Annotated in this window: 11 protein-coding genes; 5 read left to right on the top strand and 6 right to left on the bottom strand. The window is 71.5% G+C overall.

Annotated features, from left to right (window positions below; all coding sequences use genetic code 11):
- Positions 1-58: 58 nt before the first annotated feature.
- Complete coding sequence (locus tag N7925_RS02845) at positions 59-2074, bottom strand: NADPH-dependent 2,4-dienoyl-CoA reductase (RefSeq protein WP_274342911.1); 2016 nt, start codon at positions 2072-2074, stop codon at positions 59-61.
- A gap of 215 nt (positions 2075-2289) precedes the next feature.
- On the opposite strand from N7925_RS02845, the gene N7925_RS02840 reads away from it, so the two are divergent.
- On the top strand, positions 2290-2817 hold the full coding sequence (locus tag N7925_RS02840) for a DoxX family protein (protein ID WP_274342910.1): 528 nt from the start codon (positions 2290-2292) through the stop codon (positions 2815-2817).
- Positions 2817-3392 carry a DUF7144 family membrane protein gene (locus N7925_RS02835; RefSeq protein ID WP_274342909.1) on the top strand — a complete coding sequence of 192 codons (576 nt, stop codon included), beginning with the start codon at positions 2817-2819 and terminating at the stop codon, positions 3390-3392. Before N7925_RS02840 ends, N7925_RS02835 begins: the two co-directional genes overlap by 1 nt.
- Here N7925_RS02835 and N7925_RS02830 read toward each other — a convergent pair.
- The 3 genes from N7925_RS02830 to N7925_RS02820 form a co-directional block, all read right to left on the bottom strand.
- Entirely contained in the window at positions 3350-5491 is a 2142-nt protein-coding gene (locus N7925_RS02830) for an MMPL family transporter (protein WP_274342908.1), read from the bottom strand. The two genes, N7925_RS02835 and N7925_RS02830, sit on opposite strands and share 43 nt — an antisense overlap.
- Before the next feature lie 146 nt (positions 5492-5637).
- Positions 5638-6138 carry a MarR family winged helix-turn-helix transcriptional regulator gene (locus N7925_RS02825; RefSeq protein ID WP_265597899.1) on the bottom strand — a complete coding sequence of 167 codons (501 nt, stop codon included), beginning with the start codon at positions 6136-6138 and terminating at the stop codon, positions 5638-5640.
- A gap of 128 nt (positions 6139-6266) precedes the next feature.
- Positions 6267-6845: a fasciclin domain-containing protein gene (locus N7925_RS02820; RefSeq protein ID WP_274342907.1), complete on the bottom strand. Its 579-nt coding sequence runs from the start codon at positions 6843-6845 to the stop codon at positions 6267-6269.
- A gap of 169 nt (positions 6846-7014) precedes the next feature.
- Between N7925_RS02820 and N7925_RS02815 the strand changes: the two genes are divergently transcribed.
- Positions 7015-7857: a DUF1206 domain-containing protein gene (locus tag N7925_RS02815; RefSeq protein WP_274342906.1), complete on the top strand. Its 843-nt coding sequence runs from the start codon at positions 7015-7017 to the stop codon at positions 7855-7857.
- On the opposite strand, the gene N7925_RS02810 is transcribed toward N7925_RS02815, so the two are convergent.
- Entirely contained in the window at positions 7842-8387 is a 546-nt protein-coding gene (locus tag N7925_RS02810) for a DUF4383 domain-containing protein (protein ID WP_265597896.1), read from the bottom strand. The genes N7925_RS02815 and N7925_RS02810 overlap by 16 nt on opposite strands.
- A 214-nt stretch (positions 8388-8601) precedes the next feature.
- Here N7925_RS02810 and N7925_RS02805 point away from each other — a divergent pair, with 214 nt between their 5' ends.
- Positions 8602-9582 (top strand): MerR family transcriptional regulator, encoded by a 981-nt coding sequence (locus N7925_RS02805; RefSeq protein WP_274346385.1) that lies wholly within the window; start codon positions 8602-8604, stop codon positions 9580-9582.
- 21 nt (positions 9583-9603) lie between these two features.
- Here N7925_RS02805 and N7925_RS02800 read toward each other — a convergent pair whose 3' ends face one another.
- Positions 9604-10812 (bottom strand): cysteine desulfurase-like protein, encoded by a 1209-nt coding sequence (locus N7925_RS02800; protein WP_274342905.1) that lies wholly within the window; start codon positions 10810-10812, stop codon positions 9604-9606.
- Between the two features lie 574 nt (positions 10813-11386).
- Here N7925_RS02800 and N7925_RS02795 point away from each other — a divergent pair.
- Positions 11387-12328: a sterol desaturase family protein gene (locus N7925_RS02795; RefSeq protein WP_274342904.1), complete on the top strand. Its 942-nt coding sequence runs from the start codon at positions 11387-11389 to the stop codon at positions 12326-12328.
- The last annotated feature ends 24 nt before the right edge of the window (positions 12329-12352 follow it).

The following is a 12352-nucleotide window of genomic DNA, read 5'->3' as shown; positions in this document are numbered from 1 at the left end:
GGACGGGGACCGGCCGCCGACGCGGCCCGCCCCTGCGCCCTCCTGCGGCACCCGCCGCTCAGAGCCGCGCGGCCAGCTCCGTGCCCTGACGGATGGCCCGCTTGGCGTCCAGCTCGGCCGCCACGTCCGCGCCGCCGATCAGATGGACCGGGACGGCCCGCGCGCGCAGCTCCTCGTACAGCTCGCGGCGCGGTTCCTGGCCCGCGCACAGCACCACCGTGTCGACCGGCAGCACGCGCCGCTCACCGTCGACGGTGAGGTGGAGGCCCTCGTCGTCGATGAGGTCGTAGGAGGCTCCGGCGATCATCTCGACGCCCCGGTGGCGCAGTTCGGTGCGGTGGATCCACCCCGTCGTCTTCCCGAGCCCCGCACCGACCTTGGTGGTCCGGCGCTGGACCAGGTGGACCGTGCGCGGCGACTTGGGGCGCTCGGGAGCGCGGAGCCCGCCGCGTTCCGCGTAGGCGGTGTCCACGCCCCACTGCCGGAAGAACGTGTCCGCGTCCAGGCTCGCCGCGTGGCCGCCGTCGGTCAGAAACTCCGCGACGTCGAAGCCGATGCCGCCCGCCCCGACGATCGCGACCCGTTCGCCGACCGGCGCCCCGTCGCGCAGCACGTCCAGATAGCTGACGACGTTCGGGTGGTCCGTGCCGGGTATCGCCGGGGTACGCGGCTCGACGCCGGTGGCGAGCACGATCTCGTCGAAGCCGTCCAGCGAACCGGCGTCCGCCCGGGTGCCCAGCCGTACGTCGACCTCCAGCTCGGCCAGCCGCGTACGGAAGTAGCGCAGCGTCTCGTCGAACTCCTCCTTGCCCGGCACCCGGCGCGCCACGTTCAGCTGACCGCCGATCTCGTCCGCCGTGTCGAACAGGGTCACCGCGTGCCCCCGCTCCGCCGCGGTCACGGAGCACGCGAGGCCCGCCGGCCCGGCGCCGACCACGGCGACGCGCTTACGGGTCCGGGTCGGGCCGATGACCAGCTCGGTCTCGTGGCAGGCGCGCGGATTGACCAGACAGGAGGTGACCTTGAGGCTGAAGATGTGGTCCAGGCAGGCCTGGTTGCAGCCGATGCAGGTGTTGATGGCGTCCGCCCGGCCCGCCGTCGCCTTCGCGACGAACTCCGGGTCGGCCAGGAAGGGGCGGGCCATGGAGACCATGTCGGCCCGGCCGGAGGCGAGGATCTCCTCGGCGACCTCGGGGGTGTTGATGCGGTTGCTCGTCACCAGCGGTACGGAGACCGCGCCGCGCACCTTCTCGGTCACCCAGCTGAACGCGCCGCGCGGCACGGAGGTGGCGATGGTCGGGATCCGCGCCTCGTGCCAGCCGATGCCGGTGTTGATGATCGTCGCGCCCGCCGCCTCGATCTCCTTCGCGAGCGTCACGACCTCCTCCAGCGTCGAGCCGCCCGGCACCAGGTCCAGCATGGAGAGCCGGTAGATCAGGATGAAGTCGTCGCCGACCCGCTCGCGGACCCGGCGCACGATCTCGATGGGCAGGCGCATGCGGTTCTCGTAACCGCCGCCCCAGCGGTCGGTGCGGTGATTGGTCGCGGAGACGATGAACTCGTTGATCAGATAGCCCTCGGAGCCCATGATCTCGACGCCGTCGTAACCCGCGAGGCGCGCGAGACCGGCCGCGCGCACGAACTCCTCGATGGTCTCCTCGACCTGGTCATCGGTGAGCGCGTTCGGAGTGAATCCGCTGATCGGGGCCTTGAGCGCGCTCGGCGCCACCAGGTCGGGGTGGTGCGCGTACCGCCCGAAGTGCAGGATCTGCATCGCGATCCGGCCGCCCGCCGCGTGCACCGCCGAGGTGATCTCCCGGTGCTGCTCCGCCTCCGCCTCCGTCGTCATCTTGGCCCCGCCGGGGGAGGAGCAGGCCCGCTCGCTGGGGGCGATGCCGCCGGTGACCATGAGGCCGACGCCACCCCGGGCGCGCTCCGCGTAGAACGCGGCCATCCGCTCGAAACCGCGCTCGGCCTCCTCCAGACCGATGTGCATCGATCCCATGAGGACCCGGTTGGGGAGGGTGGTGAACCCGAGGTCCAGCGGGCTCAGCAGGGTCGGGTACAGGCTCATCCGGGGTCTCCTCCGCGCGGGGTCGTCGCGTCAGTTGTAGACCACCCCGAGTCGGCTATGCAACAAGTTGCATAATGATCTGGCTCGCACTCCGGGCCGCGCCCCGCCGGGGCCCTTCCCCGTACGGCCCAGTCCGACCGGGCCCCGGCGCTCCGGGCCGACGACAGTGGGAGCCGTAGGAAACCACCCCGAACCCACCACCCCCGGGAGTCCTCATGGTCTGCGTCAACCGGCGTGATCTCGGTCTGCTCGCCCTGCGCGTCGGCACCGGTGCGGTGCTCGCCGCCCACGGCAGTCAGAAGCTGGCCGGCTGGTTCGGCGGCGGAGGTATCCAGGGCACCACAGCCGCGATGGAGGCGATGGGATTCCACCCGCCCAAGCACAGCGCCGTGGCCGCCGGGCTCGGCGAGGCGGGCGGCGGTGTCCTGCTCGCCCTGGGCCTCGCCACCCCGGCGGCGGGCGCGGCGGCCGCCGGCGCGATGGCCGGCGCGGTGGCCGTGCACGCTCCGGCGGGCTTCTTCGCCCAGGGCGGCGGCTACGAGTACCCGGCGTTCCTCGGCTTCACCGCGGCGGCCATCGGGCTGACCGGTCCCGGGCGCTACTCCGTGGACCATGCCACCTGCCATGTCTTCGACCGCGCCTGGATGGTCGCGCTGGCCTTCGCGGGCAGTGCGGTCGCCGCCGCCGCGGTGGTCGGCAAGCGCTCGAAGGCGCAGTCCGACCGGCCGCAGGAGGAGTTCTGATGGGCGAGGACCCCTCCCGGGCCGCCGACCCGTCCGGCCCCGCAGCCGCGTCCGGCCCTGGCGCCCCGACGCCACCGGAGGGGTTCGCGCAGGGGCCCCGGAACGGGCCCGGTCAGGGGGATGCGCCGTGGCAGCGCGCCGACGGCCCGGCCGGCCCCGCACCGGTGCCGGATCCGGACAGCCTCTGGGTGACCGGCGGGGTGCTCCTCGCCGGGATCCTGATGCTCTGCCAGGGCGCCGTGGCGGCCCTGGCGGGCATCGCGGCCCTCGCCGACGGAGACGTCTACGGTGACGTCGGCGCGTACCTCTACCGGATCAGCCTCACCGGCTGGGGCTGGATCCACCTGCTGCTCGGCGTCTGCGTGGCCGTCACCGGGGCCGCACTGCTCAAGGGGGCGGGCTGGGCGCGGGTGGCCGGTATCCTCTTCGCCTCCCTGAACCTCTTCGCGCACTTCCTCTTCCTGCCGTACGCGCCCCTCTGGTCGGTGATCGTCATCGCCCTGGACATCTTCGTCATCTGGGCCCTGGCCGCCTACCGGGACTCGGACCCGGCCTCCGCGACCGTGCCGCGCTGACCGTCCGACCCCTCCCGGCTCAGCGCCCCCGGCCACCACGCCTTGGGCCCGATGTCCCGTACCAGCGCCGGGACGAGGAGCGACCGGACGACCAGCGTGTCCAACAGGACGCCGAACGCCACGATGAACGCGATCTGGAGCAGGAACGCCAGCGGGATCACGCCCAGCGCGGCGAAGGTGGCCGCCAGGACGACGCCCGCCGACGTGATGACCCCGCCGGTCGTGGTGAGCCCGCGCAGGATGCCCTCCCTGGTGCCGTGGAGCAGCGACTCCTCCCGGACCCGGGACATCAGGAAGATGTTGTAGTCGACGCCCAGGGCGACCAGGAACACGAATCCGTACAGCGGCACCGACGAGTCCGTGCCGCTGAAGCCGAACACATGGGTGAAGACCAGTGAGGAGATGCCGAGGGTGGCGAGGAAGTTCAGCGCCACGGTCGCCACCAGCAGCACCGGCATCAGCAGCGACCGCAGGAGGAAGACCAGGATCACCAGGATGATCACCAGCACCACCGGCACGATCAGCGTGCGGTCGTCCTCCGCCGTCCGCTGGGTGTCGTACTGCTGCGCGGTGTAGCCGCCGACGAGTGCGTCCGAACCGGGCACGGCGTGGACCGCGGTACGCAGCGCGGCCACGGTCTCCTTGGCGCCGTCGCTGTCGGCCGCGTCCTTGAGCGTCGCGTCGATGCGGACCCTGCCGTCGACGACGAGCGGTTCGCCGCCCGGCCGCCCGCTCGCGCTCACCGGCGCGACGGAGGCCACCCCGTCGGTACGGCCGGCGGCCTCGCTGACCTCGGTCACCCGGTCGGCCGCCGAGATGATCACGACCGGATTCCCCGAACCGCCGGGGAAGTGCTCGCTCAGCGTCTCCTGGGCGGCCACGGACGGGGCGTCGTTGACGAAGATCTCGTCGAGCGGAACCCCCTTGGAGGTGAGCGTGGGGGCGAACGCGGCACAGGTGATCAGGGCCGCCAGGGTGATCGCCCAGACCTTGCGGGGCGCCCGGTCGACGAGTACGGCCACCTTGTGCCAGATGCCGTGGCCGCCGGACACCTTGTCGTCGGCGGGCCTGGGCTTCGCCGGCCAGTAGGCCTTGCGGCCCAGCAGCACCAGGGCGGCGGGCAGGAAGGTGAGCGCGCTCAGGACCGAACAGACGATGCCGATCGCGCCCACCGGCCCGAGGGCCCGGTTGTTGGTGAGGTCGCTGAGCAGCAGGGCGAGCAGGCCCGCCGCCACCGTCGCCGCGCTGGCGGTGATCGGACCGAAGGACTCGCGCAGTGCGATACGCATCGCGGTGAACCGGTCGCCGCGGAGGGCGAGTTCCTCCCGGAACCGGGCGGTGAGCAGCAGTGCGTAGTCCGTCGCCGCCCCGATCACCAGGATCGACAGGATGCCCTGCACCTGACCGTCCACACGCACGATGTCGTGGTCGGCGAGGACGTAGACGATCGCACAGGACAGGGCGAGGGCGAACACGGCGCCGAGGATGATGACGAAGGGCAGCAGCACGCTGCGGTAGACCAGCAAGAGGATCACGAGCACCGTGATCAGGGCGACCCCGAGCAGCAGGCCGTCGATGCCCGCGAAGGCGTCGGACAGGTCGGCCTGACTGGCGGCGGGCCCGGCGAGCTGGACCGTCGTGCCGGGCACCGACGAGCCGGCCTCCTCGATGCTCGCCAGCACCGTGGGCAGTTCGTCCCCGAGGCCGGGGCTCAACTGCACGATGCCCTGGAGCGCGAGGCCGTCCTTGGAGGGCAGCGCGGGGGAGGGCGCTCCGACGACGCCGTCGCTTCCGGCGAGCGGGGCGAGGGCGCCGGTGGCGGCCTCCCGCTGTTCCTCGCTCACCGGCGTGCCCTGCTCCGCCGAGGTCCAGACGACGATGACCGGCAGGGTCTCGTTCTGCTGGAACGCCTTCTGCGCGTCGATGACTTGGGTGGACTCCGCGTTCTGGGGCAAGAAGGCGGCCTGGTCGTTCGTGGCGACCTCGCCGAGCTTCCCGGCGTACGGGCCGAGCCCGCCGCCGACGCCGAGCCACGCGATCAGCAGCACGACGGGGACAAGCCAGCGGATCGACCGTGCGGAGCGTGCAGGGGTGGACATGTCTCTCCCGGGGGTGGAGATATCTCAGCAGTGAACAATCTCAATCGTTGAAATACATTACGGTACCGCTCGTGCGGACGACCGCAGGGGGTGGGCTCGGCGGCCGCCCGGCCTTCCATGGACGCATCCGGCCGGGCGGGGAGGGCTCAGCGACGCGCCGTGGGAACGTCGCCCAGCTCCTCGTTCATGGCTGCGAGGAAGCGCAGGACGGTCGCCAGCTCAGTCTCGCTGAAGCGTGCTCTGGCTCGCGCCGTGGCCTCGGCGAGCGGCATGAAGTAGTCGCGGGCGGCCGTCCGGGCGCTTGCCTCGTAGTGCACGTGCACCACCCGGCGGTCGGTGCTCTCCCGGGCCCGGCGGACATGGCCGGCCCGCTCCAGCCGGTCCAGACAGGCGGTCACCGCGCCGGAGGTGAGACCCAGATGCTCGCGCAGCGCCCCCGGGGTGAGGGGCGACGGGGCGTCGAGGATGGCCGCGAGCGCGCTCACGTCCGTGGGATGCAGCTGCTGGTTCGCAGCGAAACCGTGGGTCATCCGGTTGATCTCGCCGTTCATCCGGCGGAGCTCCACCGCGAACGCCTGGAGGTCCGCGAGCGATGCCCCGGGATCCGGGGGGCCGCTGCGGGTCGGTCGGTCGTCGGCGCTGGTCACGCCCTCAGCGTATAGAAGCGTAGAGAACGGGCGCGCGGGGGCCGTGCCCGGACCCCGCGCCGTGCCCGGACCGTCGCGGGGTCCGGGCACGGGATCCTCTGTGTGCGGAGGCGGCGGCGCAACCGTCTCTACGACGGCGGCATGAGCACGGTGTCGACCAGATTCACCGTGGCGTTGGCCGTCGGCACGTTGCCGCAGACGATCTTCGAGGAGTCGTTCACCGTGAACTCGGTGCCCGAGCCCTTCGTCATGAGGTCGCTGCCCTCCAGCGTCTTGAAGGTGCCGTCCTCCATCTGCTGGGTCGTGACCTTCTCGCCCACCACGTGGTACGTCAACACCTTGGTGAGCTCGGCCTTGTCATTGAGGAGTGCCTCCAGATCGGCCTGCGGGATCTTGTCGAAGGCGGCGTTGGTCGGCGCGAACACCGTGATGTTCTTCGCGTTGTTGAGCGTGTCGACCAGGCCGGCCTTCTTCACCGCGCTGACGAGGGTGGAGAGTTCGGGGTTGTTGGACGCGGCGGTGGCGACCGGGTCCTTCGCCATGCCCTCAAGGCTGCCCGCGCCCTCCTTCGGTACGGAGGAGCAGGCGGGGCCGTACGGTTCGGCGGGTGCCTCGGCCTGGGCCTGCGGAGCGAAGAACGCCAGGGAGGCGGGGAATGCCAGTGCCGCGGCGCCTGCCACGGTGCGCTGCAGTCGGGTGATCGTCATGATGTCCTACCTTCTTGATGTCTCCTCCGGCGAGCGGGGGTGGGTCTTCTCCTTCTCTCCCACGCTGCCGCACGTCTGCCCGGACCGCCCGCCGCGTCGATTCTGCGTCGAAAGTCACGTTCCGATGCGCTCATGACATCTATCCATCGGACCGGGGCAGCTGGGATGCATGAATACCCGTTCAGTAACAGCGCAGGGACGCGGCCAGGCCAGGAGAGCCGCGAACAGCACCGCGATGGAGGCCGGGGCTCGCGCGGGCTTCGTGGCCCGTGGGGTGATCTACGTTCTCGTGGGCGCTCTCGCCCTGCGGATCGCGCTGTCCGGAGGCGGTGGGAAGCAGGCCGACCGGGGTGGCGCGATCGGTGAGATAGCCGAGAAGCCCTTCGGGAAGATCCTGCTGTGGGCGCTGGGCATCGCCCTGGTGGGGATGGCGCTCTGGCGGCTGTCCGAGGCCCTGTTCGGCGCGGCCGGGTCCGACGGCCGCAAGCCCACCAAGCGGGCCATGGCGGCGGGCCGTGCCGTCTTCTACGGGTTCGTCGCCTACTCCGTCCTGTCCTTCGCCGCCGGTGACTCGGGTAGTGGCGGCGGATCGTCGGACCAGCAGTCGAAGGACATCACCGCCAAGGCGCTCGGCTGGCCCGGAGGCCAGTGGATCGTCGGGATCGTGGGTGTGGGGGTGGCCTGCGCCGGTCTCTGGATCGCGGTCCGGGCGCTTCTGCGGAAGTACCACAAGCACCTGAAGATGTCCGAGATGTCTAAGCGAGTCCGCCAGGTGGTCGACTTCACCGGAGTCTTCGGCGGTACGGCGCGTGGCATCGTGTTCGCCACGGCGGGCGGGTTCGCGGTGGCCGCCGCGATCAAGCATCAGCCGGACGAGTCCAAGGGCATGGACGACACCCTGCGCTCCTTCACCGAGACCCCCGTCGGCCCGTGGCTCCTGGTGGTCATCGCCCTCGGACTGGTCGCCTTCGGGGTGTTCTCCTGGGTCAACGCCCGCTACCGCAAGGTCTGAGCGCCACCCCGCCCGAGCTGTCCGCCCGCCGCCGCGCGCCCACGCGCGGCGGTGGCCTCGCGGTCCGCCTGCTCCGGGTGGCGGCGGCGCCAGTACGGATTGTCGTGCGGCAGGCCGCCCGCCACTCGTCCGTACATGCCGAACGTGAGGATCAGCAGCCCCATGACGAAGCTGAAGACGACGTTCGGCATCCCGAAGTCCAGGATGTTCGCGGCGCGGTCGAGGATGAAGAGGTGGCCGAAGCCGCTCAGCAGGAAGAGCGAGCCGATCGTCATGTTCAGGGTGGACGCCACGTTTCCGCCCACCGCGGCCCCGGCGATCAGCAGCCCGCCGACGACCACCGAGATCAGGCTCAGCAGACCGTTGGTCGACAGTCCGGCGATGTGATCGCCGCTGGTTTCGAAGAAGCCCAGCCGACTCGTGAAGCCGAGGATGCCGAAGGCCAGCAGGATGGCCCCGCAGAGGCCCGCGCCGACGCGGTACACCGTCGCCAGCCGGTGATCGACGGGAAGTTCGTCGCTCAGTTTCATTGCCGTCTCCTGTCCATCCCGCTGAGGTTCGGGGCGGGGGCGATGCGGCGGGAGGGCATCACGCAGGGCCCCGGTGCTTCCAGCGAACCGCGCGGCGACACACGGGGCAACATGCACCGTTTTTGCATCGTATGGTGGGATTCATGGAGCTTGTGATGAACTCCGTGGTGGACCAGTGACCGACCCCGTGATGGAGCTGGTGTCGGACTCGGCGATGGGTCCGGAGGGCTACCGCGCCGCTGCCGGTGGTCGGCCCCCGCAGGCGTCGGCCGACGGAGGGCTGACCACGGGTGCCGTGGCCCGCCTCCTCGGGGTCGCGCCGACGACGCTGCGTTCGTGGGACCGCCGCTACGGCATCGGCCCGGCCGCACGGGAGGACGGCCGGCACCGTCGCTGGACCGGGGCCGACATCGCCGCCCTGCGGCACATGTGCCGCCTGACGAGCGCGGGCCTGCCGCCGGCCGAGGCCGCTCGTGCCGTCCTGGCCGGAGCGTCCCGCGCCACGGCCGCGCCACGGCGCGGGCACCCGCCCCGGGCCGCCGGGCCGCTTCCGCCCGGCAGCGCCCGCCGGGAATGCCGAGGCCTGGCCCGGGCGGCGCTCCGGCTGGACGCGCCGGCCATGGAGGAACTGCTCACGGAGGTCCTCGACCGTTACGGGCTGCCGGCCGCCTGGGACGAGGTGATGGCGCCGGCGCTGCACGCGGTGGGCCGTAAGTGGGAGACCGGGGGGGAGCGGTACATCGAGGTCGAGCACCTGCTGTCCTGGCACGTCTCCGGCGCGCTCCGCGGTGTCCGTGCCACCGGGCCCCCCGTCCCCGGTGCGGGCCTCTCCCTGCTGGCCTGTGTACCCGGTGAGACCCACACGCTGGCTCTGGAGGCACTCGCCGCCACGCTCACCCGGCACGGACTGCCGGTCCGTATGTTCGGCGCCGCCCTGCCCGTCGAGGCGCTGGCGGAGGCGGTCCGGCGCACCGGACCCGACGCGGTGGTGCTCTGGGCCCAGTCGCACGGCACGGCGAGCCGCTCGCTCGCGGCACGGGTAGGGGCGATCGAGTGGGGCGTACGGGGCGCGCGCAGGCGGCCTGTCGTCTTCACCGCCGGACCCGGCTGGGCCGGGCGGCAGCCCCCGGGAACCCGGCACCCGTCCGGGCTCGCCGACGCGCTGGACGCACTGGCCGCACTCGGTGCGCGGTGACGACGGCCGCCGTCCCCGCCGTCACCGCAGCCAGTCCGCGAGTCCCGTCAGGAGGCGCTCCACGTCGTCCGTGTCGTTGTACGCGCAGAGTCCGACGCGCAGGCCGCCGCTGTCGCCGAGCCCCAGGTGACGGGAGGCCTCCAGGGCGTAGAAGGAACCGGCGGGCGCGTGCACCCCGGAGCGGGCGAGAGAACGGTAGGCGTCCGCCGCGTCCCGGCCGTCGAAGGTGAGCAGCAGGGTGGGGGTGCGTTCGACGGCACGGGAGTGGACCGTCGCCCCGCCCAGTCCGCCCACCGCCTTCTCGATGCTTTCCCGCAGTGCCGTCTCGTGGGCGTCGATCGCCGCGAACGCCGACCGCAACCGCGCCCGGCGCCCGCCCGCCGCGGCCGCGCCGGCGCCCAGGTCCGCGAGGAAGTCCACTGCCGCGCGGGTCCCCGCCATCGTCTCGTAGGGGAGGGTGCCGAGTTCGAAGCGTTCCGGCACGGCGTCGGTGGAGGGCGCCAGCTTGTCCGGACGGAGAGTGCCGAGCAGTTCGGGCCGGGCGGCGAGCACCCCGTGGTGGGGCCCGAAGAACTTGTACGGGGAGCAGACGAAGAAGTCCGCCCCGAGCCGCTCCACATCCACCGCGTGGTGAGCCGTCAGATGGACCCCGTCCACATACAGCAGCGCGCCGGCCCGGTGGACCAGTTCGGCGATGGCCGGGATGTCGGGCCGGGTGCCGATCAGGTTGGAGGCGCCGGTCACCGCGACCAGCCGGGTCCGCCCGGTGATCTGTGCGCCGACCGCCTCGGGGGCGAGCTCGCCGGTCGACGGATCGAAGTCGGCCCACCGCACCACCGCCCCCGCTTGTTCGGCCGCGTGCACCCACGGGCGGATGTTGGCATCGTGGTCCAGCCGACTGACCACCACCTCGTCCCCCGGGCGCCAGGCCCTGGACAGGGTGCGCGAGAAGTCGTACGTGAGCTGGGTGGCGCTGCGGCCGTACACGATCCCGCCCGGGTCCGCGCCCAGCAGGTCCGCCATCGCCTGCCGGAACCCGCGGACGATCTCCTCCGCGTTCACCTCCCCGGGCAGCGCGGTACCCCGGATCGACAGGGGCCCGCTCATCGCCTCGCCGATCGCGGCGATGACGGAGGCCGGGGTCTGGGTGCCGCCCGGCCCGTCGAAGTGCGCCGTACCGGACCGCAGGGCGGGGAACTGTGCGCGCACCGCGCCAACGTCGTACGACAAGGGGGCTCCTCGATTCGTTCGCTGATGTGCTGCCGGATCTCGCTGTGATCATCGCAGGGCGATGTCCTGCGGTGGAAGAAGGGGGGAGCGCTCAGGCCGGTCCCCGCTCCGAGGTCTCGCTTCGGGGGCGCTTTCGGGGAGCCAATTTCGCGCGGGCGCACCGCCCTCCCTCCGACATACGCCGGAGCGTGGGGAAGCGTCTCCCGGCGCACCGGAATGCGCCGTCCTCAAACGCCGCGATGATCCTACGAAAGAATTGTTCGCACAAATGAACTCGCCTTGGCTGTGCGATCCTTCTCGCATTTCCGCACGGACGAATGCGCCGGATGATTTCTCCGAGTCGCGCGTGATTAAAGCGGTGGGAACGGGAAATAGATGATCTGGGCTGATGGGGTCGGGGGCATCAGTCCACGCCACGGCCGCATTCCATCGAGGTCGGGTGTCTGAAAGTCGCCAGCGCGGGGGCCGTGGCCGCCGCCCGGAGTTTCCTGTCACGTCCTAGGAATGCTCTGGCCTGCTCTGATGCGATGCGATGGTCTCTCCCCCCATCACCGTCACTTGTGGAGGGTCACGGATGGACGAGCGCGAGCACTCCGCCGATGGCGGAATCTATTCGACCGGCTATTCGGTCGGCCGGAAGGGGTGGTCCGGTCATTCTTCCGCTCGACTTGTTCGCGCTGGAGCGTACCCGGCTCTCCTCCTCGCGGTCGTATCCGTGGGGGCGGCCGCATTGTGGCTGCAGTGGGATCCGGCCTGGGTCAGTTCACTTTTCCTGGTCGGGGTCATCGCCTATCTGGCTCTCCTGGAACGGCTGATTCCTTATGACCGGAACTGGCACCCCGGAAAGGCCGAATGGCGCTGGTACGGCATCTACTTCCTGCTCACCATGGCCGGAAGCGGAGTGGCGCAACTCCTGGTCGCGCTGGCTGTCGGCCTGATCTCGCCCGCGGAACCGGCCCGCCATCTCATGGTCGAGATCCCGGCCGCGCTCCTCGCCGGATCTCTCGTCAGCTACACGGTGCACCGGCTGGGTCACCGGAACGCCCTTCTCTGGCGCCTCCACGGAGTGCACCACGTGCCGGAGAAGGTCAACGTCGCCAACAACGGGGTCAACCATGTGCTGGACATCGTCCTGGCGCAGGCCCTCGTCCAGCTGACTCTGGCGTTCGCGGGATTCTCCCGCCCCGCGGTGCTGGTGGTCGGACTCTTCGTCGCCGCCCAGGGCTACTTCATCCACGCCAACATCGATGTCCGCATCGGACGGCTCAACCATCTGCTGGCCAGTCCCGAGCAGCACCGTCTGCACCACAGCACCGATCTGGCCGAAGCCGGCCACTACGGCTCCGACCTGTCGTGCTGGGACCACCTCTTCGGCAGCTTCACCTGGTACCCCGGCCGCGAGCCCGGCGCCGTGGGCCTGCACGACCCCACGTCATTCCCCGGTACCGGCGAGATCCTCGCCGCCCTCGCACATCCCTGGCGCCGCCGACCGGTACGGGCCTCCCGACCGGAGTGACCGCCGCCCCCTGACGCTCCACCA

It is taken from the genome of Streptomyces sp. CA-278952 (assembly GCF_028747205.1).
In the GTDB taxonomy this organism is placed as follows: Bacteria; Actinomycetota; Actinomycetes; order Streptomycetales; family Streptomycetaceae; genus Streptomyces.
Note: the sequence above shows the minus strand (reverse complement) of the source record. Positions and strands in the feature narration are given on the sequence as shown.